Here is a 26,436-nt window from a genome sequence, read left to right as displayed (position 1 = left end):
TTCAGGTAAACTTCGGTTCCTTCGATGCCCTTTGTAATCGACGAAAAAGGCCAAGTTTGCGTCGCCGGAATCTCAATCGACGAGTTGGCCGATGAATTTGGCACTCCCCTCTATGTTTTAGACGAACAGGCGATTCGCGATCAATGCCGGTCGTATCGGCGCGAGTTCGAATCTCGGTGGCCAAGGGTCGGGGTTCATTATGCGGCTAAGGCACTGTTGACGATCGCGGTCGCTCAGATCATAGAGGAAGAGGGTTTGGACATTGACTGCGCTTCGGGCGGGGAACTATTCGTCGCATTGAGGGCTGACTTTCCCGCCTCTCGAATCCACTTCCATGGAAGCAACAAAAGTATGGAAGAGTTGCGGTTCGCCGTGGAATCGGGAATTGGGTCGATCATTGTAGACAACTTTCTGGAGTTGGAGCGATTGGAGGCTATGGGCGTCGAGGTAGAAATCTTGTTGAGGATGGCGCCCGGGGTCGATCCGACGACCCATCCTTCTGTTCGAACAGGTCAATCGGATACAAAGTTTGGGTTTCAGCTTGCAGATGCGGGCGGGGCGATCCGGCGGGCGAAGAAGCTGAATCTGGCCGGGTTTCATTGTCATATCGGATCGCAGATCGCACGCTTGGAAGAGTTTCGAGAGGCCGTCCGACTGATGGCCGAATTTGTGGCTCTTGCCGAAGAAAAGTATAAGTTTAGATCCTCGAAGTTTAATATTGGAGGGGGGTTGGGTATCCGGTATTTGCCGTCGGACGACTTGCCGACCATTGCCGAGTATGCCGAAGTTGTAACTTCCGAACTGAGGGGCGTCGTCAGCGATTCGATCGAGCTTCAGGTCGAACCTGGACGGTCGATCGTTGGGGAGTCGGGCTACATTGTCTATACAGTAGGCGCGATTAAGGAGATCCCGGGCGTTCGCACTTACTTGAGCGTCGACGGGGGCGTGTCGGACAATCCGCGGCCTCAGCTTTATGGCTCTCGGTATACTTATTTGGCCGCATCGAAGGCCAGTCAGGCGGCGACTCATCGCTATCGGCTGGTCGGCAAGCATTGCGAGAACGACCTGTTGGAAGATGCGATTGAGTTGCCCGCAATGGAGACCGGCGACCGATTGGTAGCCTTGTCGGCTGGGGCTTATACCTATTCGATGAGCAGCAACTATAACTGCTACCCGCGCCCGGCGATGGCGCTGGTCGATCGGGGCAAGGCTCGGCTCATTGTCGAGCGCGAGACGCACGAGCAATTGATCATCAATCAAAAGCCATTGAGGTAGAGCATGGAAGGCAATCAGGTTCCTGACATCGCGTTGAGCGATCAGCATGGAAACACGGTCAAATTGAGCGATTATCGGGGCAAGAAGGTGGTTTTGTATTTTTATCCAAAGGACGATACGCCTGGATGTACGGTTGAGGCTTGCGGATTTCGGGATAGTTTGGAGGCGTATGCCGAGTTGGACGCTGTGGTGATTGGCGTCAGCGCCGATTCTGTCAAGTCTCATACAAAGTTCGATTCGAAGTTTGGGCTGGGCTTTCCGTTGTTGGCGGACGAGAATCATGAGTTGGCGGAGGCCTTCGGCGCCTGGCAAGAGAAGAACAACTATGGGAAGAAGTATTGGGGCGTGGCACGAATGACGTTTTTGATCGACGAAGAGGGCATTGTGCGCCGAGTATGGCCAAGAGTGAAGCCGGACGGGCACGCCGAAGAGGTCATCCGGGCGATTAAGGAGTTGTAATGCGCGCGATTGCCTGGTCGTTGCCCGCGCTGGCGTGGATCGGGCTGATCGCTTGGTTTTCGACCAAAAGTTGGGGCGGGGATGAGACCGGCGAGTTGGTGGAGCAGATTCTGCGGGTCGTATGGCCGTCGTTGTTGGAGCGTCTGTCGGCTTCGCAGTTAGAGACCATCAATTTCCTTGTTCGTAAAGTTGCTCACTTTGTCGAGTACGCTGTGCTGGCTTCGCTGATTGTGCTTGCAGTCGTGCGCGGGTTCGGTCGGTCGATTGGGAAGGCGCTGATTGTCGGATTTTTGCTTGCAGTCGTCGTGGCGACGGCAGACGAGATTCATCAGGCGCTAGTGCCCAATCGGACCGGCAATCCACTGGACATCGTTTTGGACGCGACCGGCGCGGCTTTTGCCTGCGTGCTGATCAGATCGAGGTCGATTCGCCGGGCTGTAGCGCGATAAGTTCGATTCCTTGTTTCAAGTGCGGCGCCATCTCTTCGGGGCGCCCTCTTAGGATCGGGAACGTCGCAAAGTGGCAGGGGATGACTTTGGGGACGCCCATCATGTTGGCGGCGTAGGCGGCTTCTTCGGGCCCCATGGTGTAGTGGTCGCCAATTGGGAGAATGGCGACGTCCGGCTTGTGCAGGTCCATGATGATCTTCATATCGCCGAAGGCGCAGGTGTCGCCCGCGTGGTAGATAGTTGGGCCGCCGTCCATTTTGAGCACCCAGGCGCCTGGATCGCCGCCGACGCGATTGACGTAACCGGACGGGGTTTCTTCGACCAGGCTGCTGCTGTGGTGGGCATTGACGAACGTTGCCTTAAGCGAGCCGTGAAGATAGGCGCCGCCCTTGTTCATTCCGACGACCGAGGGAAGCGAATCTTCGAGATAGTCGGCGATTTCGACGATGCAGAGCGTTGGGGGCTGTCCTGTTTCGCTTGCGATTTTCGCCGCGTCCCACATATGGTCGCTGTGGCCGTGAGAGATGAGGATTAGGTCGAGGTTAGGCAGGGTCTTGTCTTGGCAGGCAGGGTTATTGTGCACCCAGGGTTCGAATAGGATCTTTTTGCCGTCGGGCGATTGTACGAGAAAGGTGGAATGACCGAGGTATTTGATCTGCGCGCTCATAGGGATGATTTTACTCGGACGGGTAGAATTGCGGGCATGAACACCTTAGTTGCGTTGCTCGCTCTGTCGATGTTTACCGTCGCCTCAGCGCACGTGGTGGCCGAGCCCTACGAGTATAAAGAAGGCGACAGCCCGATGGAGGGCTACATCGCCTACGACGATCACGCGCTTGGCAAACGCCCCGGCGTGCTGATCATTCACGATTGGAACTCGATCGACGATTACGAGCGCAATCGGGCCAAGCAGCTGGCCGGAATGGGCTATGTGGCGCTTGCGGGCGATATTTATGGCAAGGGCGTGCGCCCGACCGACACGGCCGGGTCGATGCGCGAGTCGGCCAAGTATCGAGGCGATATGCCGCTGTTTCGCAAGCGTTTGACGGCCGCGTTAGACGCTTTGAAGAAGCACCCGAAAGTGGATGCGAACAAGATCGTCGTGATCGGCTACTGTTTTGGCGGCACGGCGGCGGTCGAGCTGGCCAGGACGGGCGCGGATATTCGCGGGGCGGTCAGCTTTCACGGCAGCCCGACGCTGGACGCGGAAGGCACGAAACGGATTAAGGCTAAGGTTGTGATTTCGCACGGCGCGGACGATCCGTTGGTGCCGGACAGTCAATTGAACGCCATGCTCAAGGAGTTCAAAGAGGCGAAGGTCGATTACCAGTTTATCGCGTACAGCGGCGCGGTGCACAGTTTTACCAATCCGTTTGCCGGGAACAACGTTGCGAGCGGCAATGCGTACAATGCGACGGCTGATCGGCGATCCTGGGAGCATCTGACCTCATTCTTGGCCGAGGTTTTCGCTGGTTAAGGGTCGATGATTTCGACGTATCCGGTTTCGAGCGAGTAGACGGCGCCGACTATTAAGAGGCCGTCGTTCTCCTGCAGGTTCAGTAGGATTGAAGATCCGTTGCGCAGTTGATCGACCGAGTGGCGGACGTTGGCTTTGACGGCTTCGTCCAGATCGGCATCCGCTAAGTGTCGGATAGCCGGGCGAATGCGATCAACGATGGTTTCGATGTTGGGCGATAGCGCCGGAGCGTTGTCTTTGGCGGCATCCAGCGCAGCTTGCACGGCGCCGCATTGAGTGTGCCCCAGGACGACGGCCAGGCGGACGCCGAACATGTGGGCCGCGAACTCGACGCTGCCGATTTGAGAGGGTTGGACGATGTTGCCGGCGATGCGGATGACGAAGAGATCGCCTAGGCCTTGGTCGAAGACGATTTCGGCCGGCACGCGGGAATCGGAGCAGCCGAGCACGATTGCGAACGGCTTCTGTTCGTTTAGCAACTGTTCTCTACGAGCGGCACAGAAAGCGCCAGCCCGAGCGCCCAGGTTCAGGGCGAATCGCTGGTTGCCTTCTAACAGACGATCCAAGGCTTGTTGGGCTGTGAGCACGGGTTTACTTTTCGTCGAACTGGCGTCCTACCCTGCGGTACTCTACGGTTGTGCACGAGCGATTTTTAGACATGCTGTATGCGGCGAACGAGACGATGAACCTGACCGCGGTGCCGCGCGAGGAGGCCTTGGTGCGGCACATAGAGGATTCGTTGCGGGTTGTCGCGCACATTCCCGAAGGGGCGCGCTTGGCTATCGACATTGGATCGGGGGCTGGCCTGCCGGGGATTCCCTTGGCCATTGCACGGCCGGAGATTGAGTGGGTTTTGTTGGAGAGTCGGGCGAAGCGGTGCGATTTTCTTCGCTCGGTGGTGGATGAGCTGGGTTTGAATGCGAGCGCGGTATGCGGTCGGGCGGAAGAGTTGGGGCGCGATGTTGCGCATCGCGAGCGGTATGAGTTGGCGGTTGCGCGGGCATTGGCGCCCTTGCCGATCGCGCTGGAATTGGCGGCGCCATTGTTGAAGGTCGGCGGGGTTGCGATTTTGCACAATCGGGATAGGGGGTTGCCCGAAGGAATAAGGGAGCCGCTGAAGGGCGAGTTGTCGCGGTTGGACGACGAACTGGTTAGGTTTTTGAAGATTGGAGCGACCGATTCCAAGTATCCGCGGCGATGGGCGGCGATGGAGCGATCGCCGTTGGGGGCGGTGTGATTCGGATTGCCATCGATGCGCGGCCATTGCGCGAGCGGGCGTCGTCGAATCGTTCGTATTGGGCCGGGTTGGTCGGCGCATTGCGACAAGAGCCGGGAATCGAATTGATTTTGTTGGACAATGGCCGGTTGCCGGGCAGGGTTTGGAGTTTATTGGGGTTGCCGCTGGCGGCCAAGCGGGCGAAGGCGGACGTTGCGCACGTTCAGTACACGGTGTCGCCTTTTTTTCGGACGCCTGTGGTTACCACGGTGCACGATGTGAGTTTTTTGGCGAATCCCGGCTGGTTTTCGCCCAAGGATCGGTTCTTGCTGTCGCGCCTTGTGCCGAAGTCTTGTGAAAGGGCAGAGATGGTGCTGACGGTTTCCGAGTTTTCGAGGCGCGAGATCGTTCAGCGGATGGGGATTGTCGAGGAGAAGGTTGCGGTCGCTTACAATGGGATCGATGCGCGGTTCGCGCCGAGCCGAGAGAGGGTTATTGAAGGCGAGTACTTTTTGGGAGTCGGATCGAACATTCTGCGCAAGAACTGGGGGCTTGCGCGAGAGGCGGTTTCGATGCTGGGCGATGCGCCGCGATTGATCTTGAGCGGGGCTGGGCATGAGATGCAGATCGCGGACGAGGATTTGCCTGCGGCTTATAGCCATGCGACGGCGGTGTTGCATCCGTCTCTGTATGAAGGTTTTGGGTTGACGCCGGCGGAGGCGATGGCGTGCGGGGCGCCTGTGATCGCGTCGAACGCCTCATCGCTGCCCGAGGTGTTGGGCGATGCAGCGATCTTGCTTCCGCCGGACGACCCTCAAGCATGGGCGGACGCTATTTGTGGAATTGGAGATAGAAGAGAAGAGTTAAGGAAAAAGGGGCTTGAGCGTTCCAAGCGGTACACGTGGGAGGCGGCAGCCAAGATTGTGGCGGAACTCTATCGCCGGGTTGCGACTAGGTAACGCCCCATTCAGGCACCAGGTTTTGATCTTGGCCCAAGTTTTGGAGGATGCGGGCGACCACGGTGTCGACCAGTTCTTCGATGGTGGCGGGGCGATTGTAGAAGGATGGGTTGGCGGGGAGGATTTGGGCGCCTGCTTCGGCAGCGGCGACCATGTTGCGCAGATGGACCAGGTTGAAGGGGGTTTCGCGCACGATGAGGATCAGTTTGCGCCGTTCTTTCAGGCAGACGTCGGCGGCGCGGGTCATCAGGTCGTCGGAGACGCCGTTGGCGATGCGGCCGAGCGCGCCCATGGAGCAGGGCACGACCACCATGCCGTCGTGGCGGAAGGAGCCGCTGGCGGGTGGGACGAAGTAGTCGGTGCGATCCATGATTTTCAAGCGGTCTTCGTTTCCTGGCGCGAGGAAGGTCGGAAGATGGCTTTCGTTGCCATCGAAACCCATTTCGACTTGAAGCGCTTGGAGGGCTTGAGGGCTGTAGGTTAAGAAGACTTGCTGGTAGATGGCCGACGCTTGCGCTATGAAACGAACGGCGTAGATCGCGCCGCTCGCTCCTGTGATTCCGACCACAATTTTGCCAGTTTTCATCGTTTGAGAGTGTATTCGACAGTGGCCGCGTCGCACTGGGCGTCCATTGGCGGGTTGAGCTTGCTGAGGCGGATTGTAACCGATTCTACAGGCTCGAACTGGTCGAGAATTGCGCGAGCGGTGGATTTGGCGACCGTTTCGATGAGGTTTCGAGCCGGGCTTGAGCAGACGGTTATCGCGAGGCTGGCGACTTGCGCGTAATCGACCGTGTTGCTTAGATTGTCGAGCGAGCCGCAATCGTCGGGCAGTTCGAGTTCGATGTCGAGCAGAAACGGTCGGGAGGATTCTCTCTCGACCTCGGACGCGCCGTGGTTGGCTTCGAGATGTAGCCCATTGAGGCTAAGGCGCATGGTGCGAGTTTACCCACATTCCCGCGAAATTACAGAAGAAGCGGTACGGTTCGGGCGATTCTGGTGTATACTGTTTGTCAAAGACCCGTTGGCAACGGTTGTCGACGGGAAAACCCAATGCCCAAAGGAGGGTAACCGTTTATGAACGCACGTTTTGGCGTTTTAGTCAGCGCCGCGCTTGTCGGCCTGATTGGTACGGCTTTCAGTCAGATGAAGACGATCGAGCCGACCACCGTCGTACTCCCCAAGGATCAAATCAATCTCCGCCGCATCAACTTGGCGGCAAACGCCCGTGTTCAGGGCACGATCGAGCCGCCTATGCTGTTCGGCCAATCGCAGATTTTGCGCTACGGCAACGACGGCACCTACTCGTTCCAGTTTTTTGGCGAGGGCAACTTCGTTACTTCGTTCTGGGGCGACCAGGGCATGATGGCCGGCGGTCGCAATGCCGCTTTGACCGGTCCTGCTTACTATGGCCCATGGAACGACAACAATGTGGATCCGAATGCCTGCGTCTATCAGGTCGATATCCTGCTGTTTGCGCCTGCGGCCAATGCGAACGCTCAGTTGGAAGTGGGTCTCCGCAACTTTAACGGCACCTTCGGCAGCAATCCGTTTGCCAACCAGCCGTTGTTGTGGACGAGCGGTTCTCTGAATCTCGGCCCTGTGGCGGCTGGCGATATCCTGTACGTTTCGATTCCCGTCGATGCGGACGGCCTTGGCAACCCATTGGTAATGGGCAAGGGCGTCTTCCTTGAGGTTCGACAGTTGGTCGGCGCCGGTTGGATCATTTCCAACGCGCTTCCTGGCAACGTTTGGTCGGAGCCGGGCATGTCGGGCTTCACTCGACAGGCCGACGGTTTTGATTACGTCTGGGGCACCTCGATGATCGGAAACCTGGCCTGGGGCGTACGCGGCACGCACAACGTGGTCATCCAGCTCGATCATTCGGGTCTGGCGCCTCGTTCTCAGCCTGGCGACCCGATGTTGCTTGGTTTCGACCAGGACAACGACGGCGTTGAGGAAGGCTGGCGAAAGAACACAATCTCCGTCGATTACACGACCGCTGGTTTCACGACTCGCTACGATTCGTATGTGGATCAGCAGGGCGTCGTAACGCTGCCTGTCAATACGGCCGCCGTTACCGGCCTGACGCTGCGACGCATGGACAACGGTCTGGGCGTTTCGTTTGCCGTTTCGGGCAGCGCCACGCTGTGCGACTTCCTGTTCGGCGCTGCCGAGATTATCTGGGGCGACGTGAACGGCGACGGCATCGTTGACGACACCGACCTTGCTGTGGTCTTGACCAACTTCGGCGCGTCCGAGTAAGTCGTTCTTCGATCAAACTCAGCGAAGGGCAGGGGCCGCATGGTCTCTGCCCTTTTTGTCAGGTTCTTGGCGCTTTCTGGCAGATTTAGCGAGTTTTTCTCGGTGGAACTTTGCACGGGGCTGGAATCTGTTGTATAATATGGGGCAAGAGTAGGGGCATGCCGAGCGTAAGGTGGCTTGCCTCACCAAAAACATTGCCCAAAGGAGGGTAACCGTTAATGAAAGCTCGATTTAGCTTGATGGTCAGCGCAGCCTTGGTCGGTCTCGTAGGTACGGCCTTCAGCCAGATCCAGGAGATTGCGCCTGAAGTCGTTACCTTGAACAAGGATCAGATCAACATTCGTCGCATCAACCTGTCGCCGAACGCCGGCATTCAGGGCGATCTGCGGCCCCCAGTTCTTTTTAGCAACAGCACAATCTGGAAGCAGGCGGACGATGGCACCTATTCGTTCACCTACTTTGCGGACACCAACTGGGCCACGACTGCCTGGGGCGATCATGGTCAGTTGGCCGGGGGTCTGAACGCGGCCGGCACCGGTCGCGCGTACTTTGGACCTTGGAGCGTTACGTCGCCCGTGGCATGCGTTTACGAAGTGGACGTGCTGTTGTTTGCTCCTGTTGCTGTCGGCAATGTAGCGATCAATCTGAGACTGCGCAATTGGAACGGCACCTCTGCCGACGACCCGTTCGTCAGCAGCGTAGTGCTTTGGGAAAGCGGCGTTCTGAACCTTGGTCCTGCCGCTGCCGGCGACATTCTGTACGTTACAGTGCCGGTGCCGCCAACCAATGGCGACGTTCCTTTGCCGCTTACCAAGGGCTTCCTGATGGAACTAAACTCGATCGTTGGCGCAGGCTGGATCATTTCGAACGGCACCCCTGGCAACGTCCATTTAGAGCCTGGTCGCTGCACCTTCCGCCGCCAGACTCCTGCCGGCGCGTTCACCTTCACCACGTCGATGGTCGGTAGCTTTGCCTACGCGCTGCGCGGCACGCACAATGTGGTCCTTCAGTTGGATCACTCCGCCTTGGCCGAGCGCGCTCAGCCCATCGATCCGTTCATCGCTGGCTTTGACCAGGACAACGACGGCGTTGAGGAAGGCATGCGCAAGAACATGGTGCAGGCCGAGTACGTGACTGCCGGTTTCACGACACGATACGATTCGTATGTGGACGAGCAGGGCCTGATGACGCTGCCTGTCGACCTGGCGACCGTTACCGGTCTGAACATTCGGCGCATGGACAACGGTCTGGGCGTTTCGTTTGCCGTTTCGGGCAGCGTCACGCTGTGCGACTTCCTGTTCGGCAGCGCTGAGATTATCTGGGGCGACGTGAACGGCGACGGCGTTATCGACGACATTGACCTAGCAGTCGTTCTGACCAACTTCGGTGCGTCCGAGTAACTGATGTTACATTGGCGGGGCTTAAAGCGCCCCGCCAATTTTAAGCTATAATCCCCTCTGTGCCCAAAACGTCTTCTCGCTATGTCTGTTCGTCTTGCGGCCACTCGCAGCCTAAGTGGATGGGCAAGTGCCCCGGATGCGGCGAATGGAACACCCTGACCGAAGAGATCGCTGTGGTCGATCGCAAGCCTGTGTCTGCCGCTGTTTCCTTTCCGATTACATCTGTCGATGAGACTTTGGACATGCGGTTTAGCAGCGGTATCGCCGAGTTCGATCAGGCCGTAGGCGGGGGGATAGTGGTCGGATCGGTTACGCTGATCGGTGGAGAGCCGGGGATCGGCAAGAGCACGCTGCTGTTGCAGATTGCGAGCAAAGCGGCGCAAGATGGCGAAACGCTTTATGTATCGGGCGAAGAATCGCCTCGCCAGGTGCGAATGCGGGCCGAGCGGATCGGCGCGGCGCAATGCGATTCTTTGCTGCTATCGACCGAGACGAACGCTGAGGCGATCTGCTCGCTAATGGCTGGGAGAGCACCCAGGATGGTCGTGGTCGATTCGATTCAGACCGTTCATACGGAGGCGCTCGATTCGGCTCCGGGTTCGATCGCGCAGGTGCGGGCGTGCGCGGCGATGCTCCACCAGACGGCGAAGGAGCACGGCGTCGCGCTGTTCTTGGTCGGGCATGTTACCAAAGAGGGTTTGGTGGCGGGACCGAAGGCGCTGGAGCATCTGGTGGATACCGTGCTCTATTTTGAGGGCGAGGGCTCGGGCGCGATTCGGGCTTTGCGCGCTGTGAAGAATCGTTTTGGTCCGACGAACGAGCTGGGCGTGTTCGAGATGTCGGATAAAGGGTTGACGCCGGTCGATAATCCATCGTCGGCGCTGTTGGCGGAGCGGGCGACGTCGGCGCCGGGTTCGATTATTTTTCCGACTTTGGTGGGCAGTCGGTGCTTATTGACGGAGGTTCAGGCATTGACGACGCCCTCGTTTCTCAATTCGCCGCGAAGGGTGGTTTCGGGTCTCAGCTATGATCGAGTGAGCCTTGTGCTGGCCGTGTTAGAGAAGCGGTTGGGGTTGAGGATGGGCGCTCAGGACGTGTTTGTGAACGTGGCGGGCGGCGTAAAGATTCAGGAACCGGCGGCAGATCTGGCGATCGCGCTGGCGGCAGCATCGTCGATGCGGGACCGGCCGTTGCCGCAAGGGTTGGTTGCCATGGGCGAGTTGGGGTTGGCGGGCGAAGTTCGGTCGATCAATAGCGCGGAGCCGAGGCTGAAGGAGGCGGCGCGTTTGGGTTTTGAGCAGGCGGCGATGCCCAGGGGCAACTATCAGCGCGCAGGGAAGTTGGGGATCGAGCTGATGGGGTTTCGGACGCTGGCCGAGGCTGTGAAGACGTTTTTGACGGATTAGCGTCGGGGCGGAATGGGGCTTCCGTGCGGGCAGGTTTCGGGGTCGTTCATGATCTCGGCGATCTTGGCTTCGAACTCTTCGGAGATGTGGTGCTCTAATCGCTCGGCCTCGTCGTGCGCGTTGTCGGCGTCGTAGCCCAGGTGATCGACGAGGTATCGCTCTAAGAGGCGGTGATGGCGGACGATCTCTTCGGCGATCTTGACGCCGGTTTCGGTCAGTCGCACGCCTCGGTAGGGTTGGTGCACGACCCAGCCCTTCTCCGATAGCAAGGGGAGCATCTGGCTGACGGCTGCGGGCGTGCAGTTCAGTCGGCGCGCTAGAACGCCGGTACTGACGGGTTTGTCGCCTTCTGTTAAGTGATAGATGGTTTTGAGATAGTCTTGTATGGATACGCTGGACTCTCGGCTCATGGCTCTGCTCCGTGCGGATTATACCTATTGAATCGGAACGCCACCCTTCTGGGTGGCTCAAGAGACTGGTCGGGCCAGGCAGGAGCCTGGTGTTCCGAGGGCGTTCCCATCAAGTAGAATCACGCGATGCAGTCGAATCGACGGAGAGGCTGGACAAAGTGGCCTGTCGGAGGGCTGTTCGTGGGCATCGCATTGGCCGGTTTATACGCATTTGGAAAGTCCGAACTGACCGCGACGCCCGAAGAAGCCGAACAAAGCGGCGAAGCGCTGCTGACCGCACGCAACGTGCTGGCGATCGGCGCGCATCCGGACGATTTGGATTGGTACGCCGCAGGAACCCTAAGACGACTGTCCGATTCGGGCGCAAGGGTTACGATGGTGATTGTAACCGACGGCGAGAAGGGGCCCAATCGAATTGGCAGCCAGAATCTGGCCAAGACACGAAGGGCCGAGCAAGAAGAAGCGGCCAGAGTCGTCGGCGCCCAACGATTGGAGTTTCTGAACATGCCCGATCGTGGCGTGCAGCGGTATCATCGGCGAGTTTTGGAGAAGATTGTTGCCGTTTGGAGGGATGTCAAGCCGGACGCCGTGCTGACGTTCGATCCTGTCTGGCCGCGCCCGCCGTACTTTCACTTAGACCACGAAGGCACGGGCAAGATCGTGCGGCGATACTGGCTTTCGTTGCCCCAACCGCGCCCCAGGCTGTTCCTATTTCACACTCGCCGACCGAACACAGCGGTGGACGTAACGGAGGTTGCCGAGATCAAGCAACAAGCGTTGGCCGCGCATCGCAGCCAGGTTGGGGATCGCATTGGGCGTCGCAATCGCGGCTTTATGCGGGCGGACGGGCGGCCGTTTGGCGATAAGCTGATGGAGATGTATCGAGAGGAGCGGCGCTAGCAGCCCCAGCCGAAGTTGGTGAGCACGATCGCCAGGTCGAGATCGTCCACAGTGCCGTCCTCGTTCACGTCCTCGTCTATGCCTTGGCCCGTTTGGCCAAAAGCGGCTAGAACTGCGGCGAGATCGCTGTCATCCACGCATCGGTTACCGTCCACATCGCCCGACGGGTCTACGCGACCCATCACGGTTACTATGCGATCGGGCTCGTCCGGCGCATTCGATCGAATGGTAACCGTACCTGTCTTGACGCCCAGCGAGCCTGTTTGCATTCGCACGATGTGGCTGTTCGCGCCTCCGCCCGCGGCATCGCTGAACGATCCGCTGGGCGCCACGAAGCCCGAACTCGCGACGAGATCGTAGTTCAGCGCGGCAATGCCGTTAGCCGTCCAAAGTCCCACATTGCCGGAGTTCCATACCATCAGCGTACGAAGGGGATTGGCGCCCTTAAAGACGACGCCAAAATCCAAGACCTCATCGGAATCGACCTTAGGCGGCACGCGCAGATCGAGAAAGACAGGCAGATGGCCGTTGGTGGTCGCGGCGTCCTTGATGGCTTGCGCAATGGCCGGGCCGACCATTGTGTTGCCTGTGGTGCGGATGCCGGCGCCGAAACTCTCGCCGTCGTTGCCCCATGCGCGGTAGGAGTGGTTGGCATCGTTCCATGTGGTCGTGCTGTAGGGATAGGCGGGATTGCCCAGGTAGTCGAAGCCGTTGCCGTCGATCAGGTTGGACGAGAGGAGGATGAAGTCGAAGCGGTCGTCCATGTTCGCCCAAGGGTCTTGAGTGTGCACAAAGCGCATGGCCATCTGATTGTTCCAGTTGCCCAAGGTGTTGATAGGGTCGAAGAAGCGGCCAGTATTGTTGGCGGTGTTGGCGATGAGGGTTTGAAAGGCGGCCTGATTGCTGTTTGGAACGTTGAGATCGCCGCCCAAGAGGAAGTGCGAGCCGGTAGGCAAGGTCTGCGCGTCGGCTCGGATGCGCTCGGCTTCGACCAATCGGCGCTGCTGGTCGGTTGTGGTGTTGCCGGCCTTCATATGCGTGGCGTAGCAGTAGAGCCGGGCGCCATCGGAGGCGTAGTCGATGAGGCGGATGTCGTATCGATAGGTGTTGCGGGGCTGATTGTCGGACGCTGAGGAGCCGGTCGCGACGACCTCGACTCCAAGGAAGGCGACCTTGGAGGAACGATAAAAGAAGGCGCTGTCGGTGTCGGGGCCGTTAATGAAAGGCGCGGCCTGCCAATCGCCCGGGCTGCCGGTCGCGGTGTTGAGGGCGGTGCGAAAGTCGTTCACAGCCGCTTGGCTCAAGAACTCCTGCGTGATGACGATGTCGGGCGCCATGCTGCGGCCTTCGAACTGGCCATAGACCGCGGTGCGGATGGCCGGCATTCTCGAACCATTGTAGTTGGAGATGTTCCATGTTACAACCCTTAGTTGCGCCTGTCCGGTCGCGGCCGTCAGAGCCAACGCGATCCAAAAGCCCAGTTTCATAACTGTCCGCCTGTAACGCTCATCGCTTCTCCTGTTATGTAGGACGCTTCGTCCGAGCAGAGGTAGACCACCGCCGCGCAGACGTCGTCGTATTGGCAACTCCGCCCCAAGGGCGTTTGCGCCTCGTAATATTTTCGCACGAACTCCGCCGGAAGTTGCCATTTTTCGGCATATTGGTCGAACAAACTGTGCTGCCAGAGGGGGGAATCCAGCAAGTTTCCGGGGCAGACGGCGTTGACGCGGACGTTGTGCGGCGCCAGCTCCAGCGCCAGGCTTTGGGTCAATCCAATACCGCCAAACTTGGACGCGCTGTAGGCCGAGTTGCGATAGCTGCCCTTGAGTCCGGATTTGGAGTTGATCTGCACGATGCTGCCGGAGCCTTGTTCGATCATTATTTGGGCGGCGGCGCGAGCGCAAAGGAAGTAGCCCATGAGGTTGACCTCGATCACGCGCCACCAATCTTCGGTGTCGAAGCTGACTGCCTCGCCACTGATCAAGATTCCGGCATTGGCGACGAGGATGTCGAGGCTGCCAAAGTCTTCTGCGCAGACGGCTTGGGCTTCGGCTACGTCGTCTTCATTGGCGACATCGCCTTGGACGGTCAGGACGGTGGCGCGGTAGTTCTTCAGTCGCTCTGCTATTGCGTCGAGGGGTTGAAGGTCGAATAGAAGCAGGCGGTCGCAGCCTTCTTGCGCCAATCGCTCGGCGATGGCGGCGCCCAGCCCCTGTGCGGCGCCGGTGATCCAGGCGGAGCGGCCTTGCAATCGCATGGGTAGATTGTAGCCGATAGCGCCTATTTTAGCGAGAAGAAGCGGGCGGCATCGTAGACGGCGAAGTTCTTGCCTTTGCTGTTCATGGCGACGACCAGGCCGCGAGGGAAGGCCGCGCCCAGGCTTGCAGAGGCGCAATCGAGGCCGTCCGTGTCGTCCGCGCCCTTGACGATCTTGTGGGGCGTTGTAAAGTCGCCGTCGCGCCGCCAAACCCAGTACCAACTTTCGCCCTTGCGCTGATCGGAGACGACAATGTAGCCCGTGCGCGGCCCGGTTGCATAGATGCCGATACCCTCGTGGTCGCCCTCAAAGCCGGTAGCGGCAAAGACGCCCAGCGGCTGGCTGGCGTTTGGCGCGTCGGGGTCGGCGCGATAGCGGTGCACGCCGTAGCCCTCGTCTGAGTAGTAGACGATCCCCTGTGCGTCGTCCACGGCAATCGCCTCGATCTCGTTACCGCCTATAAACTTGCCGAACGCTCGAGCTTTGACGAGGCCGATCTTGTTGTTCGGTTCTGGCGTCAGCCGGTATTGGTATAGGTAGCCGTCGGCGGGGCCCGATTTGCGCGAGACGATGGCGAAGACGGCGCCGTCTTTCGGCCTTTTGTAGAGCGCGACGCCCATGGCGGCAGCTCGGTCGCCTGCTTCGCCGTCAAAGAGTTTCGTCTGTCCGGAGACGTCGGTCAGTTGGCCTTCGGCGTCGATGGCAAAAATGCGCAGGCGTTGCGCGCCGCGCTCGGTGGCTACGGCGATGTCTCTTGTAAGCCCTCCGATGATACTGTTTTGCTCGACGTCCACATTGTTCGGACGGTTGAGACCTTTGACGATTTGGCGGACTTTGCCCTTTATATCGAAGACGTAGAGCGCCCCTTCCTGATCTTTATCGGTACCGACGATGCGCGATTCTCTGGCGTTTTTCCGATTGATCCAGATAGCGGGGTCGTCGGCGTCGTGCGTTACGGGATCGGTGTAGAGCGCCGGGGCAAGGCTGACGGCTTGGGGCTGGAGGGCCATCAGAACGAGCAGAGCGAGGCGCGCTATCATGGGGTTGAGGTTACTCTGGCTTGCGTTATGGAACGGTTAAGGCTTGCAACGGCGCAGACGCAGGGGTATACTCGATTTCATGGCCTGGTTCAGGTCGGTTTATACGTTGGCGCCGGTCGCCGTTTGGCTGGCCTTTGCGCCTTTGAGTTTGGCGCTGACGGAGCGATGCGACTGTCATGCGCCTCAAACGAACAATTCGTGCTGCTCGGCAAGCCAATCGAGCGAGGCGCTGCAGCTTCCCAAATCGGACGCTTGCCATGGCTGTTCGCTCTGCGCGGCCGATGGGCGAGACGAATCTGTTGCTTCGCAGAATGCCGTTTTATCGTGGTCGGTTTTGGCTTCGACCGAGCTGCCAAGCCTTCATCTTCCATCGTTCGACCGTTGTGCGGTCATCGCTTTTCATCCGAAGTTTCTACCGTATTCGCCTGTCGTCAATCAGCCTTCTCGCGCGCCTCCAGTGTGAGCATATAGTCTTGTCTTTGACTGCTATACGCTAACACAGGAGGAAATCCATGTACAAGTTCATAGGCATCGCCGCGCTTGCGGCGGTTGTGGGCGCGGCCAGCGCCCAGGTGCAGACGGTAGCCATCAAAGTCGGCAACCTCCATTGCGAGGGTTGCGTCGCTCCGGTCGTCCAGGGAATCAAGGCGATAAAGGGCGTCCAAGCCGCCGATTTGAGCTACAAAACGGGCATCGCGACCGTGAGGTTTGACGAGGCCAAGGCAGCGGTTTCTCAGATTGTCAACGCTTTGCCTTCGATCCCCCATGCGATGGGGCCCAAGTTCGGCAAGTATTCGGGTCTGCTTTCGGTGAAGTTGATGCGGGGCGATCCGGCGAGGGCGGCTGCTTCGGTCTCGAAGGTTGCGGGCGTGGCGAAGGCGACCGTCGATAAGGGCGCTCTTCACATTGCGTTTAAGCCGAACAGCCTAGTGAAGATGGCGCAGATCGACCAGGCGATTGCCAAGTCTGGCGGCCAGCGCTAAGGGGGGCGAGAGCCATGAAAAGAGCTGCGTCCGTTGCGACAAGCCTGTTGCTTTTGGCCGTGTTGATCGTGGGCGCCTGGTGGATCGTTAAGACCAAGCGCCCGGCAGGCGCGATGACGCCCTTGGAGGCTCAAGGCATGGACATGTCCGTGATGAAGCCTCCTCGCGGCGTCTTTCCCGTTGGAGCAGAGGCCGTGCGGGTTGAGCTTTTCGCGCCGACGGTCGTCTATCCGGCTACCATACGCGCCGAAAACGAGGAGGTCGTCCGTGCGCGGGTTACGGGCCGGTTGATCGATACCAAAGTCTATCCGGGAGATCGTGTCAGGCCGGGCCAGGCGCTTGCACTGATCGAGCCGACCGAGTATGCGGCACGGTCTCAGGAAGCCCGTGGAGCAGTGGGAACTGCCGAGGCAGACAGCGAGCAGGCATCGGCGGCGATTTCGGAGGCCGACGCGAGCCTGCTCGCTTCGCTGGAAAAGATTGAACAGGCCAGGGCCGAGGTTCAAGAAGCGCAGAGCCTGTTGGCCGGGGCCCAAGCCGAGCAGAAGGCCGTCGAAGCCGAGAGGGAGCAAAACGCGGCTGAATCTCAGGCGATTGCGGCGGAGATCGAGTATTGGGAGGCGGAATCGGCGCGAACGGCGGCGCTGTTGGAGAAGGGATTCGTCTCCAAACGGGACGCTCAAATGGCGTCCACGAAGCTGGCGCAACTAAGGGAGCAACTTCGGTCGCTTCGGGCCATGCGGGTCGCGATCGAAGCACGCATCGAGCAGAGCCTATCCAATCGGGCGGCCATGCAGTCGCGAGCGCTGCGCGCTGAAGCCATGAGCAGGGCGTCGGAGAAGGAAGCGGATGCGGCACGAGCGCGAGTTTCGGCGGCCAAGGCGCAACGGCGCAAGACGCAGGCGGCCGTCGCGGCGCAGCGGGGCGCAGCCTCCGTGGCCGAGCTTTACTTAGGATACTCGACTATAACCGCGCAGAACGAAGGTGTCATCACGGAGCGTTTGCTCGATCCTGGAACAGTGGCGATGGCGGGCGACCCGATCTTTCGGCTTCAGCAAGATCGAACGGTACGAGCGCAGGCGAAGGTCTCAGCGGAGGACGCTGCGCGCATTCAGGCGGGTTTTCCGGTCGCCATCAAACGGCAAAGCGAGCCGAAGCGGGTTTATCGAGCAGTGGTCTCCACGGTCTTTCGCGAGGCGGACGCTGCTTCGCGCACGATGATTGTGGAGGCTAGGCTGGATAATCGGGACGGGCGCATTGCGGTCGGCGAGTATGCCGAGATGGAGATCAGCCTTCAGAGAGCGGTTCAAGAGGCGATTACCGTGCCCGCGCGAAGCGTTCAGTACGACGAGGGCCGCCGTCCATTTGTATGGGTATTGAAAGAGGTTCCGAAGGATCAAGCTCAAACGCCGTCTCTTTATACCTGTCCCATGCATCCCGAAATCGAGCAGAAGGGGCCGGGAATCTGTCCGATCTGCAAGATGGACCTTGTGCCTAAGGAGATTCCGTCCCAGTTTACGGCGGTTAGGCGCAAGATCGTACTGGGCGGCGCCAGTCGGGATAGGGCCGCCGTGATCTCCGGTCTTGGCAAGGGGGATCGGGTCATCGTGTTTGGGTTCGGGTCGTTGGTGGAGGGCGATCCGGTATTCCCTACCGATTGGGGCTCCCACGGTCCTGGATCGATCTCGCCGCCTGCCTTTGCTCCTTCTGAATCGGGAGGGCACAAGCATTGAGAGGCTTCAACCTGGTCGAGTGGAGCGTGCGGCATCCGTCGGCGGTGCTCTCGTTCTACGTTGCGATGGTTGCGCTGGCGGTCGTCGCGATCGCGCTCTATATGCCGCGGCGCATGATGCCTTATATCGAAAGCCCGCAGGTTGGCGTGGTAACGCGCTCGCCCGGAATGAGCGCGGAGGAGATGGAGACCTACTACACCAAGCCCATCGAGCAGCGGATGACGACCATCTCGGGCGCGAGGTACATCCGCAGCACCACGCAGGACGGCTACAGCATTGTTGTGCTGGAGTTTCCCTACGGCGCGGACATGCAGCGAAAACTGACCGAGGTGCAGGCGCTGTTGACCGCTGTGCAGGACGATTTGCCGATGCAGGGGGCCAATGCGCAGCCGTCATGGGTGATCCAGATCGACCCGCTGAACTTGCCCGTGCTGACGCTTTCGATAACTGGCGACGAGCGTTGGACGCCGGCGCGGATTCGGGAGGTCGCCGAGAACGAGATCGCGGATCGACTGAAGCGAACGAGCGGGGAGATCCATGCGGTAACGGCTTTTGGCGGTTATCGACGGCAGATGCAGGCGATTGTGGATCGCAACAAGCTGGCGGCGCGCGGGCTTTCAATACTCGATGTGCAGCAAGCCATCGACACGATCAACCGTGCCAACCCGTCAGGTCGATTGACTACAGGCGACCGGGAAGAGGTCGTGCGGATGGATCTGTTGGCGCGATCCGCAGAAGAACTGTCTGCGTATCCCATCCGGTCGGACGGCGATCGAACGGTCTTTTTGCGCGACGTAGCCGATGTGATTGACACGGTGGACGAGCGGCGCAGCGTTTTTTTTCACCAATGGCAGGCGGATGGAAAGTGGCAGACCGACCAGGCGATCGCGCTGAACGTGCTGCAGAACCCGTCGGCCAGTTCGCCCCAGGTCATTGCCGCAGTAACGAAGGAACTGGCGGCGATCGAGGGCGACTATCCTGGCCTAAAGTTTCGCACGGCCTATAACAATGCCGAGTTCGTGGACGTGTTGCTGAAGAATCTCTGGTTCGAGCTGGCATTGGCGGTCGTCTTAGCCGGTTTGGTCGTGTGGCTCTTCTTGGCAGAGTGGCGCATGACGCTGATCGCGCTGACCGCGATTCCGACCTCGATGGCGATGGCGATTCTGGCGCTTGTGCCCATGGGAATGAGCCTCAATTCCAGCACGCTGATCGGCCTGCTGTTCAGCATCGGGCGATTGGTGGACGACGCCATTATCGACCTGCACGCCGTGCGGCGGCACATGAAGATGGGAAAGGATGCCCAGACGGCCACGATAGAGGGCATCAGCGAAGTGAGGCGATCGGTGGCGGCTAGCACGCTGATGATCGTGATCGCGCTTGTGCCGTTGCTGTTTGCGGGCGGGATTGTGGAGCAGATGTTTATCGGCTTGGTTTGGCCGCTAATATTTGGCCTGTTGGCGTCGTTCTTGGTGTCGATGACGCTGACGGCGACGCTGGCCGCGCGCTATTTGGAGGGGGCTTCGGAGGGGCCGGCTCGGTTCGAGCGCTGGGTTATCGGACCGTTTCAGAGCCTGCTGGACCGCATGGAAGGCGGTTATGGCCGTTTGATCCGATGGTTGCTGAAACATCGCTTTGCCAACCTTGTGCGCATTCAGGCGACGCTGGCGGTGGGCGTGGTCTTCTACTACTTTATTGGCAGCGAGATGATGCCCTTGGGCGACATCAGCCAGGCCTATCTGCGATTGGAGATGCAGCCGGGCGCGTCTTATGCGGCGACGGAGGAGGCGACGCGGCGCATTCAGCAGATTGTGCAGAAGCACCCGGAGATTCGCAGCGTTGCGTGGGAGGTTGGCGCGGAGGGCGGACCGGGCTATTACGAGGGCGCTTACTTTACCGGATATGCGGCCATGCGCGAGAACGGCGCCACGGCGATGATCGCGCTGACATCGAAGGACGAACGGCAAAAGGACATTTGGCAGGTGATCGATGCCATTCAAGAGGAGGCTGTGGCTACTATTCCGGGCGTCCGGCTATTGCAGATCAAGGAGATGGGCGTGGACGTGATGGCGACGGCCGCCGCACCCATCCAGATATTGATCTACGGACCGGACTTTGCATTGACCAGCATGCTGGCCGAGGAGAGTTTGCGCATTGCCAAAGATCAAGTTCCCGATCTGTTTCAGCCCGGCACATCGTGGACGATGGGCAAGCCGACCTGGCGATTGAACGTCGATCTGGCGCGCGCCGCACAGTTCGGCCTCTCGCCCGAGGAGATCGCGAATCAGGCGTTTTATGCGACCAAGGGCGGATATGGGATGGAGTTTTATCGCTTTCCGGACATTGCGGACCGGCGCCAGACGACCGTCCTGATTCGCTACGCTGAGTCGCAACGGATGCATCCGTACGACTTGGAGCATCTGTTGCTGACGAACTCCGAGGGGCATTCGATCCCGTTAAAATCGATTGCGGAGGTCGAACTGGCGTCATCGCCCACAATGATCGAGCGAGACGGGCTTCGGCGCGTTGTGAGCCTGATGGGCTACTACCGAAAGGGCGACTATCGGCCGCCCTCGGCGGAGCTGGAGGCGCCGCCGCGCCCCTCCATGGATGTGGCGATGGATGTGATGATGCGGGCGATGAGCCAGATCAATTGGCCGCCGCGCGAGTACGGCATGGAAGTCCGCGGCGACATGACGCAGATGATGGATTCGTTCCGCCGCATGATGATCGGGTTTCTGATCGCGATCCTGCTAATGTACCTGGCGCTGGCGGCGCAGTTCGGCGGATTTTTGCAACCGATTCAGATGGTGTTCAGCCTGCCATTGGAGCTGACGGGCGTTTTTATGTTTCTTTATCTGATGTCGCAGTCGTTCAGCACGGTTTCGTTGTTAGGGATTATTGTGCTGACGGGGATGGACCTGACGGCGGCGATCCTGATGATCGACCTGATAATGGGATTGCGAGCGAAGGGGATGCCGCGCGACGAAGCAGTGATCGCGGGCTGCACAGATCGATTGCGCCCGATTTTGATGACGGTTACGGTTACGATCGCGGCGCTGGCTCCGGTGGCGTTTTTTCCTAAGATGGGCACCGATGCGTATCAGCCGTTGGCGACGGCTGTGGTGGGCGGCCTGATTATGGGCACGGCGCTGACGCTGGTGGACATCCCGATCATGCACACCTTGGCGGACGATCTGGTTCGTCGTTTTCGGCGGGGTCGGTGAGCGATCGGCGCGTTGCGGCCGGCTGGATCGGCAGCGGCGCCGTTGGGAAGCGCCGATTGGCCGTTGCCGATCGTCCGGCGTTAGGTTTCGGTTAAGGCTTTGGCGTTAACGCGGGCTTAACTTGGCGCGGGTTAGACTATGGGCGCAGGCAAGATAAGGATCAGCGCAGTCGGTCTGCATTGAGTAAAGGAGGGGCGGCATGGGGACGTTCTCCGTGCCGCTTTTTTCTATGGGTTAGCGGGCTTGTCGGCGGTGTGTTGATTCTTCTCCTGGGTCTCCTTGTCCTGCTTGGCGTAGGCTCTCTCCATCAGTCGGCGCAAATAGGGATCGGTGATGGGTTGAGCCCGCAACCACGCGATCTGCTGCTCGCGCGTCATGCCCTCCATTGCTTTGGAGATCTCGTCTCTCGCCTGGCGCATGAATTCGACGCAGTCAAATTTCTTCTTGAGCATGCGGTATTCTGCCATACTGCCGCACTCGGGGTAACGATTCTATAGGCTTTCGATAAGTTGCCCGGTATCGCAGTCAAAATAGACCACCTCAGAGATGCCCGGAATCTCGACGACATTGGAAGCCTTTACCCGTATGGGAGCCTTGTTAGAACCTGTCACTGTAGAAGTCGTCTCATAGTAGATGTCTGCTTCGCTTGCGTTCCAGTAAACACGCTCGATTTTGAAGTCCATATTGTCGTGCGCAATCCAACACCCAATCGAGCCCGGCTTAATCACTTTGCGAACCATTCCAGGCGCGTCAGAAGTGATTGGTAGAGTTGCATCAACAACATTCATAGCCTGCCGGAGAAAGTTTGCAGCATCTTTTGCAAGCGCCTTCGCGGCCTTGACCGTTACCTCCCGTTCACAAAATGCTTCAGCGAACTTCGGAAGCCGTTGAATGGACTTTGATAATACTACGGGCTCGCAGAGCGCAGAAGAGAGCCGGAGGCTGCCGTAGTTGGCATCGTAAATGCTCAAGAAGGGTGTATCTTTGGTTAGATCATGCCAATTCAACCTGAGTTTGTCCGAGGCGGCATCAAGATCGCTGGGTTCAAATGGCACCTCGATTAGGAGCGACTGCAAGAGAAGTTCTGCGAGTGCCTCTCGTTCAACTTTGTCTATAGCCAGTGCAGGATGAAACAGGCAAAAGCCCGAGGTAAAGTAGTTGCGTTGGAAATTATCCTGATCGTAGTGTACGCCGCATAGGGTTGCGTCTAGAGGGTAGACAAAATCGAGAGAGTTCGGCCCGCGTTGCTCCTTGAACCCGCAGATCCACTCCTTGATCTGGAGGACCGATTCGACTATTTGCAACTTGCCTGCAACTCGGTGAGAGAACACATGGTCAGGATTTAGGTTGGGTAGGACTAGAGTAGGTAGGAAACAGGCTGTAGTTACATAGCTCCTTTCTTTGCGTACCAATACCTCTCGTTCCCTGCGATTAACTTTATAGACACGGAAGGTTGAACCTGTATAGCGATACACTGCTCCAGGATAAGCTTCCCGCATGAGTTGACCGAACGAGAGTTCGCCTTTCGGTGTGTTCTCTGGTCCTTGATTCAATTTAACCCTAAATTGCGCATCAATTGCGCGAAGAGGAAAGACAAGGTGCGGCTCGGCTCCAGCTTCGCTACTCATTTGCTGGAGATCGGTAGGCACTTGGCCGGTGCGCTCAGCCTTGGCCAATTCTAGGAAACCGTCAGGCCACTGCACATAGGATGAAAAGTCGCCTTCCTGCGTGGAGACAACCGTGTCGTGTTCGCCACCAATCCGCGCCAGGCAAAGAACGTGAATGTACTGAATTTGGCGGTTCTGAAGATACATGGCTCCTTGGGCAGCTGGCCGCTCCAGCAACAACCTGGGGTCTGCAAAAATCTCTTCATCATATGCCGATCCGGTGTTGATAATAAGAATTTCGCTGTCCGCGTGCCGGCCTACGCGGCCGATGCGTTGCAAAAAACTGGTGGAAGTTTTCGGAACGCCGAACAAAACGCCTCTCGCCAGGCTTGGAATGTCGATCCCAAGTTCCAATGCGCTCGTCGAAACAACGCCGCGCAATGTTCCGGATTGCAGGCGACGCTGGATTTGAGATCGATCTTGGTCTTCGTATCCTGAACGATATGGCAATATGTCATGGTTTTCTAAGTGATCGAACTGATGCTCCCACTCGGGCTTTTCGTCGTCCAAAGCGTCAAAGCGCCGACTTTGATCATGTCTGTTGCGCATTGCAATACCGGCGAACAGTTCGACCTGGCGACGGCTATTGTGAAACGCAATAAAACTTTGGCCTAGCTCGCCCATGCGCGCATAGAGTTCCGGTACGACCGTGGGAAGGTCGCCTCCATCTGATCTCTCTATAAAGACAAGGTGTTTTGCGTGTTGTGGCGCGCCGTCCACTTCCTGGCCGACAATTTCAAAGTCTAACCCCGTTAGTTGCTCAAGATGTGCCTTTGGGTCAGCAATAGTCGCCGAAGCGGCAACAAACCGAGGAGCAGACCCAGCCAGATCACAAAGATGGCGCAAACGGCGGAACAAGAATGCAGACTGCGAACCAAACACGCCGCGATAGTCATGAGCCTCGTCTATTACTACTAGCCGAAGCTTTTTAAGAAACCTTTGAACAGGCGGCAAATTAACTTTAGGCAGCAACCATGCATGCATTATGTCGGGGGTTACTACGACGACAGCGTTCTTTCTTAGGATTTCAATTCTTCTTTTAATGCCTTTGACGTTTCCGTCTATTCGCCCGACGTATGAGCCATTACGGAAAAACTCGCTTAGAGTTTTGTGCCATCGTTGCTCTTGCTCGTTGCCCAGTGCTTTCAGCGGGTAGATAGCTAGCGCCTTTGCTTCCCGACATTTCGCCAACTCCTCGATGAATGCTGCTTGGAACAGCGTTGTCTTCCCGGATGCTGTGCCGGTAGTTAAACAAACGTTGTGCCCAGTGGCAAACGCTTCGATTGCGATTCGTTGGTGCCTGTATAGTCCTCCTGGATGCAGTTGATTCAATAGTTGTCGAGTGTGGCGAGAAACCTCCATTCCCTCTACCGGCAAATACGACGCTTGCTTTGCGGGAAGCGATAACACGTCCCGGATGTTCCAACCGGTCTTTTCTAAACAGTTCTGAAGAGCATCGTCCATATATGTGTTGGACTGCTAAGTTCATTGCTTAAACGCACGAACTAGGTCCGAGTCTATTTTACCTGTAGCGTGAGCAGGTTACGTATCAACCCTCACAATCCCGCACGGTGCGAGGGCGGTCTGTTGGCCCGTGTCGGGGGAGACGAAGCGGTAAGCGGTCGCGTACCAGCCGGGCGGCGCCAGGAGCGCGTAATCTAACGAACCGGGTGCGAATCGGACGAAGGCCGCCGTGCGGTAGGCTTTGGAGAGGGGCGCGCGCGCTCCGGTAGCCAGCGGTTGGATCAGAAGCTCCGTCAGCGCGGCTTCGCCGTTCGGGGCATTGGCCTCGAATGTGATCTCCGTGCCGCCCAAAGCCGACACCGACAGCGCATCGCCAAAAAAGGGCGCGTCCGGCGGATCGACAGGCACGGGCGCTACGGGATCGATCTGCAGAACCTTGGCCGCCAAGCCGACGAACAGGTTCTGCGCGCGCGGCGACCGTACGGCAGTGGAACCCGGCTGACGCACGCCCAGCGAGAGCGCATATTGCCGCCACGCATCGGCCTGATCGGGCGACAGGGAAGACCACACGAAGTTGGCTTGGGCAAACCGTTCGCGCGAGGCCAGCTGCAGCGGCGTTTGGGGGTCGAACGGGATGGCGTAATCGCGCACGCGGAGCTGGTCGTTGGTGCGATAGAAGACCGCGTTGCCGGCCTTTCCGCTAAGCGCTTGGGCGAGCGCTCCCAAAGCGATAGTAGCCATGCTCCCATTATCGGCGGGGATGCGCGCGTGGTTTAGTCGGAACGCCAGTGGAACGCCGTTGGAACGCCGTTGGAACGCCAGGCTTCCGCCTGGCCCTATTGACTTTGGATGCCACCTGGAAAGGTGGCGTTCCAAAGGCCGTCCAAAGGCCGTCCAAAACCCGTCCAAAACCCTTTCGCCGTCGTTTCAGCGCGGCACCGATGTCGCCTCCGCATCGGTCGCTGCCGACGCGCCACCGACCCTTAACCGACGTTGAACCGACCCTAAAGCCCTCTTGTAAGCCGTTGCAATTCTTGTATTTAACCTCCAGCGCTACATGTCAACGTCTACTGGCGCCGGCCCATGACAAGCAACAGGTTGGTCAATCGATGTTTAGTGGGTCTGCTAGGTGCGCATGGGCGCTCGTTGCTCTGCCGAGTGTGCCTAGCCACACTCAATTACTTACCGAGATTGTTTGTATATTGGCATTGGGAAGTTGATTTTGATTGGTTGGTGGTACACGGCGTGAGATAGGAGCAATTCGCCTTTTGAGAGCTGCGTTACGTTGCCTTTTACGTCGGAGTCAAGAAATCTATACTCTGGGCTAGACAATTCAGCCGACCAGTTCCTTCCCAGGAACACGGGAGTGAACAGCCGAGAGGAACTGCGGATGTCGTAAATGCTGATGTGGTCGCCGAATACGGATCGGGTGTTGGCGTCGGCGCGCTCAATCGGCGTGCCGGTAAAGCCAATGAACGAGGCGTTGGGCAGGGCGTCGCGCATGTGCCGGGCATAGCCGTCGACAAAGTCGTACTGACTGCGGTGGGCTTCATCGGGGGCGCTTACTCGTGCTCAAACCCATGACTCGTGAACTTGAGCGTCCGACTGTTTTCGGTCACCGTGCGGACGATCTGATCCGAGGCCCCGTCAGGCAACGTCGCTTCGACCTCGAGGGTAACTGTGACCTCGGCACCCACCTGGCCGGCGAGATGCGCGATCACCTCGTCGGCGATGCGGCTGGCGTCGCGACCGACGCGCGCCGGATCGAGCTGGACCGTGCCATGGAACCGGCGCGGGAGTGCCTTCGTCGCCGCGGGCGCGCCGGCGGTGGTTCCGGTGTCTCCGGCCGAAG

26 protein-coding genes and 1 pseudogene are annotated in these 26,436 nt (G+C 58.8%); 14 read left to right on the top strand and 13 right to left on the bottom strand.

The annotated features are described in order from the left end of the window. The first annotated feature begins 24 nt into the window (after positions 1-24). Genes lysA through HUU60_10800 form a run of 3 tightly spaced genes read left to right on the top strand, consistent with a single transcriptional unit; the run spans position 25 to position 2,183 of the window. The gene (lysA, locus tag HUU60_10810; protein ID NUL83198.1) at positions 25-1,275 is read left to right on the top strand and encodes a diaminopimelate decarboxylase; all 1,251 of its coding nucleotides are present in this window, start codon (positions 25-27) and stop codon (positions 1,273-1,275) included. A 3-nt stretch (positions 1,276-1,278) separates the two neighbouring features. Further along, positions 1,279-1,734, top strand: a complete 456-nt coding sequence (gene bcp / locus HUU60_10805; protein ID NUL83197.1) for a thioredoxin-dependent thiol peroxidase — start codon at positions 1,279-1,281, stop codon at positions 1,732-1,734. Next, positions 1,734-2,183 carry a VanZ family protein gene (locus HUU60_10800; GenBank protein ID NUL83196.1) on the top strand — a complete coding sequence of 150 codons (450 nt, stop codon included), beginning with the start codon at positions 1,734-1,736 and terminating at the stop codon, positions 2,181-2,183. Before bcp ends, HUU60_10800 begins: the two co-directional genes overlap by 1 nt. Here the strand turns inward: HUU60_10800 and HUU60_10795 are convergent. Next, the gene (locus HUU60_10795; protein ID NUL83195.1) at positions 2,146-2,850 is read right to left on the bottom strand and encodes a metal-dependent hydrolase; all 705 of its coding nucleotides are present in this window, start codon (positions 2,848-2,850) and stop codon (positions 2,146-2,148) included. The genes HUU60_10800 and HUU60_10795 overlap by 38 nt on opposite strands. A gap of 36 nt (positions 2,851-2,886) precedes the next feature. On the opposite strand from HUU60_10795, the gene HUU60_10790 reads away from it, so the two are divergent. Then, a complete protein-coding gene (locus HUU60_10790; protein NUL83194.1) occupies positions 2,887-3,660 on the top strand; it encodes a dienelactone hydrolase family protein in 774 nt (257 codons plus the stop codon). Here HUU60_10790 and HUU60_10785 read toward each other — a convergent pair. Beyond that, positions 3,657-4,247 (bottom strand): carbonic anhydrase, encoded by a 591-nt coding sequence (locus HUU60_10785; protein NUL83193.1) that lies wholly within the window; start codon positions 4,245-4,247, stop codon positions 3,657-3,659. The two genes, HUU60_10790 and HUU60_10785, sit on opposite strands and share 4 nt — an antisense overlap. A 50-nt stretch (positions 4,248-4,297) precedes the next feature. Here HUU60_10785 and rsmG point away from each other — a divergent pair, with 50 nt between their 5' ends. Further along, positions 4,298-4,897, top strand: a complete 600-nt coding sequence (rsmG, locus tag HUU60_10780) for a 16S rRNA (guanine(527)-N(7))-methyltransferase RsmG (GenBank protein ID NUL83192.1) — start codon at positions 4,298-4,300, stop codon at positions 4,895-4,897. Further along, on the top strand, positions 4,858-5,835 hold the full coding sequence (locus tag HUU60_10775; protein ID NUL83191.1) for a glycosyltransferase family 4 protein: 978 nt from the start codon (positions 4,858-4,860) through the stop codon (positions 5,833-5,835). The genes rsmG and HUU60_10775 overlap by 40 nt, the downstream gene beginning before the upstream one ends. Here the strand turns inward: HUU60_10775 and HUU60_10770 are convergent. Together HUU60_10770 and folB are read right to left on the bottom strand one after the other, a co-directional pair. Continuing rightward, entirely contained in the window at positions 5,828-6,421 is a 594-nt protein-coding gene (locus tag HUU60_10770) for a UbiX family flavin prenyltransferase (protein ID NUL83190.1), read from the bottom strand. The two genes, HUU60_10775 and HUU60_10770, sit on opposite strands and share 8 nt — an antisense overlap. Beyond that, entirely contained in the window at positions 6,418-6,771 is a 354-nt protein-coding gene (folB, locus tag HUU60_10765; GenBank protein ID NUL83189.1) for a dihydroneopterin aldolase, read from the bottom strand. Before folB ends, HUU60_10770 begins: the two co-directional genes overlap by 4 nt. A gap of 141 nt (positions 6,772-6,912) precedes the next feature. Between folB and HUU60_10760 the strand changes: the two genes are divergently transcribed. The 3 genes from HUU60_10760 to radA all read left to right on the top strand — a co-directional run bounded on the left by HUU60_10760 (position 6,913) and on the right by radA (position 10,906). Further along, positions 6,913-8,100, top strand: coding sequence for a hypothetical protein (locus HUU60_10760; protein ID NUL83188.1), 1,188 nt, complete (start codon positions 6,913-6,915; stop codon positions 8,098-8,100). 218 nt (positions 8,101-8,318) lie between these two features. Beyond that, positions 8,319-9,500: a hypothetical protein gene (locus HUU60_10755; protein NUL83187.1), complete on the top strand. Its 1,182-nt coding sequence runs from the start codon at positions 8,319-8,321 to the stop codon at positions 9,498-9,500. Between the two features lie 59 nt (positions 9,501-9,559). Continuing rightward, entirely contained in the window at positions 9,560-10,906 is a 1,347-nt protein-coding gene (gene radA, locus HUU60_10750) for a DNA repair protein RadA (GenBank protein NUL83186.1), read from the top strand. On the opposite strand, the gene HUU60_10745 is transcribed toward radA, so the two are convergent. Further along, complete coding sequence (locus HUU60_10745; protein NUL83185.1) at positions 10,903-11,316, bottom strand: metal-dependent transcriptional regulator; 414 nt, start codon at positions 11,314-11,316, stop codon at positions 10,903-10,905. The two genes, radA and HUU60_10745, sit on opposite strands and share 4 nt — an antisense overlap. A gap of 126 nt (positions 11,317-11,442) precedes the next feature. Between HUU60_10745 and HUU60_10740 the strand changes: the two genes are divergently transcribed. Then, complete coding sequence (locus HUU60_10740; GenBank protein ID NUL83184.1) at positions 11,443-12,216, top strand: PIG-L family deacetylase; 774 nt, start codon at positions 11,443-11,445, stop codon at positions 12,214-12,216. Here HUU60_10740 and HUU60_10735 read toward each other — a convergent pair. Genes HUU60_10735 through HUU60_10725 form a run of 3 tightly spaced genes read right to left on the bottom strand, consistent with a single transcriptional unit; the run spans position 12,213 to position 15,513 of the window. Then, a complete protein-coding gene (locus HUU60_10735; protein ID NUL83183.1) occupies positions 12,213-13,703 on the bottom strand; it encodes a hypothetical protein in 1,491 nt (496 codons plus the stop codon). The genes HUU60_10740 and HUU60_10735 overlap by 4 nt on opposite strands. Then, positions 13,700-14,473 (bottom strand): SDR family oxidoreductase, encoded by a 774-nt coding sequence (locus HUU60_10730; protein NUL83182.1) that lies wholly within the window; start codon positions 14,471-14,473, stop codon positions 13,700-13,702. The genes HUU60_10735 and HUU60_10730 overlap by 4 nt, the downstream gene beginning before the upstream one ends. A gap of 23 nt (positions 14,474-14,496) precedes the next feature. Further along, a complete protein-coding gene (locus HUU60_10725) occupies positions 14,497-15,513 on the bottom strand; it encodes a phytase (GenBank protein NUL83181.1) in 1,017 nt (338 codons plus the stop codon). A gap of 79 nt (positions 15,514-15,592) precedes the next feature. Between HUU60_10725 and HUU60_10720 the strand changes: the two genes are divergently transcribed. The 4 genes from HUU60_10720 to HUU60_10705 are packed head-to-tail and all read left to right on the top strand — an operon-like array spanning position 15,593 to position 21,453. Further along, positions 15,593-15,976 carry a hypothetical protein gene (locus HUU60_10720; GenBank protein ID NUL83180.1) on the top strand — a complete coding sequence of 128 codons (384 nt, stop codon included), beginning with the start codon at positions 15,593-15,595 and terminating at the stop codon, positions 15,974-15,976. Between the two features lie 49 nt (positions 15,977-16,025). After that, complete coding sequence (locus tag HUU60_10715; GenBank protein ID NUL83179.1) at positions 16,026-16,496, top strand: cation transporter; 471 nt, start codon at positions 16,026-16,028, stop codon at positions 16,494-16,496. A 14-nt stretch (positions 16,497-16,510) separates the two neighbouring features. Beyond that, complete coding sequence (locus HUU60_10710) at positions 16,511-18,229, top strand: efflux RND transporter periplasmic adaptor subunit (GenBank protein NUL83178.1); 1,719 nt, start codon at positions 16,511-16,513, stop codon at positions 18,227-18,229. Next, the gene (locus HUU60_10705) at positions 18,226-21,453 is read left to right on the top strand and encodes an efflux RND transporter permease subunit (GenBank protein NUL83177.1); all 3,228 of its coding nucleotides are present in this window, start codon (positions 18,226-18,228) and stop codon (positions 21,451-21,453) included. The genes HUU60_10710 and HUU60_10705 overlap by 4 nt, the downstream gene beginning before the upstream one ends. A gap of 227 nt (positions 21,454-21,680) precedes the next feature. On the opposite strand, the gene HUU60_10700 is transcribed toward HUU60_10705, so the two are convergent. The 5 genes and pseudogenes from HUU60_10700 to HUU60_10680 form a co-directional block, all read right to left on the bottom strand. Further along, on the bottom strand, positions 21,681-21,905 hold the full coding sequence (locus tag HUU60_10700) for a hypothetical protein (GenBank protein ID NUL83176.1): 225 nt from the start codon (positions 21,903-21,905) through the stop codon (positions 21,681-21,683). Positions 21,906-21,944: 39 nt separating this feature from the next. Beyond that, positions 21,945-24,584: a DEAD/DEAH box helicase gene (locus HUU60_10695; GenBank protein NUL83175.1), complete on the bottom strand. Its 2,640-nt coding sequence runs from the start codon at positions 24,582-24,584 to the stop codon at positions 21,945-21,947. A gap of 78 nt (positions 24,585-24,662) precedes the next feature. Beyond that, positions 24,663-25,325 carry a hypothetical protein gene (locus tag HUU60_10690; GenBank protein ID NUL83174.1) on the bottom strand — a complete coding sequence of 221 codons (663 nt, stop codon included), beginning with the start codon at positions 25,323-25,325 and terminating at the stop codon, positions 24,663-24,665. A gap of 639 nt (positions 25,326-25,964) precedes the next feature. After that, positions 25,965-26,138: pseudogene (locus HUU60_10685) on the bottom strand (hypothetical protein). An 8-nt stretch (positions 26,139-26,146) separates the two neighbouring features. Continuing rightward, the coding region (locus HUU60_10680; protein ID NUL83173.1) for a hypothetical protein at positions 26,147-26,436 on the bottom strand (290 nt) is incomplete at its 5' end.

It is taken from the genome of Armatimonadota bacterium (assembly GCA_013359125.1).
Classification (GTDB): domain Bacteria; phylum Armatimonadota; class Fimbriimonadia; order Fimbriimonadales; family GBS-DC; genus JABWCR01.
The sequence above is the reverse complement of the archived record's forward strand: the minus strand, read 5'-3'. Positions and strand labels throughout refer to the sequence as shown.

Coding starts and splice junctions, on each gene's coding strand:
- lysA (NUL83198.1), top strand. CDS start 25: ATGCCCTTTGTAATCGACGAAAAAGGCCAAGTTTGCGTCGCCGGAATC.
- bcp (NUL83197.1), top strand. CDS start 1,279: ATGGAAGGCAATCAGGTTCCTGACATCGCGTTGAGCGATCAGCATGGA.
- HUU60_10800 (NUL83196.1), top strand. CDS start 1,734: ATGCGCGCGATTGCCTGGTCGTTGCCCGCGCTGGCGTGGATCGGGCTG.
- HUU60_10795 (NUL83195.1), bottom strand. CDS start 2,850: ATGAGCGCGCAGATCAAATACCTCGGTCATTCCACCTTTCTCGTACAA.
- HUU60_10790 (NUL83194.1), top strand. CDS start 2,887: ATGAACACCTTAGTTGCGTTGCTCGCTCTGTCGATGTTTACCGTCGCC.
- HUU60_10775 (NUL83191.1), top strand. CDS start 4,858: ATGGGCGGCGATGGAGCGATCGCCGTTGGGGGCGGTGTGATTCGGATT.
- HUU60_10770 (NUL83190.1), bottom strand. CDS start 6,421: ATGAAAACTGGCAAAATTGTGGTCGGAATCACAGGAGCGAGCGGCGCG.
- folB (NUL83189.1), bottom strand. CDS start 6,771: ATGCGCCTTAGCCTCAATGGGCTACATCTCGAAGCCAACCACGGCGCG.
- HUU60_10760 (NUL83188.1), top strand. CDS start 6,913: ATGAACGCACGTTTTGGCGTTTTAGTCAGCGCCGCGCTTGTCGGCCTG.
- HUU60_10755 (NUL83187.1), top strand. CDS start 8,319: ATGAAAGCTCGATTTAGCTTGATGGTCAGCGCAGCCTTGGTCGGTCTC.
- HUU60_10745 (NUL83185.1), bottom strand. CDS start 11,316: ATGAGCCGAGAGTCCAGCGTATCCATACAAGACTATCTCAAAACCATC.
- HUU60_10740 (NUL83184.1), top strand. CDS start 11,443: ATGCAGTCGAATCGACGGAGAGGCTGGACAAAGTGGCCTGTCGGAGGG.
- HUU60_10735 (NUL83183.1), bottom strand. CDS start 13,703: ATGAAACTGGGCTTTTGGATCGCGTTGGCTCTGACGGCCGCGACCGGA.
- HUU60_10730 (NUL83182.1), bottom strand. CDS start 14,473: ATGCGATTGCAAGGCCGCTCCGCCTGGATCACCGGCGCCGCACAGGGG.
- HUU60_10725 (NUL83181.1), bottom strand. CDS start 15,513: ATGATAGCGCGCCTCGCTCTGCTCGTTCTGATGGCCCTCCAGCCCCAA.
- HUU60_10720 (NUL83180.1), top strand. CDS start 15,593: ATGGCCTGGTTCAGGTCGGTTTATACGTTGGCGCCGGTCGCCGTTTGG.
- HUU60_10715 (NUL83179.1), top strand. CDS start 16,026: ATGTACAAGTTCATAGGCATCGCCGCGCTTGCGGCGGTTGTGGGCGCG.
- HUU60_10710 (NUL83178.1), top strand. CDS start 16,511: ATGAAAAGAGCTGCGTCCGTTGCGACAAGCCTGTTGCTTTTGGCCGTG.
- HUU60_10700 (NUL83176.1), bottom strand. CDS start 21,905: ATGCTCAAGAAGAAATTTGACTGCGTCGAATTCATGCGCCAGGCGAGA.
- HUU60_10695 (NUL83175.1), bottom strand. CDS start 24,584: ATGGACGATGCTCTTCAGAACTGTTTAGAAAAGACCGGTTGGAACATC.
- HUU60_10690 (NUL83174.1), bottom strand. CDS start 25,325: ATGGCTACTATCGCTTTGGGAGCGCTCGCCCAAGCGCTTAGCGGAAAG.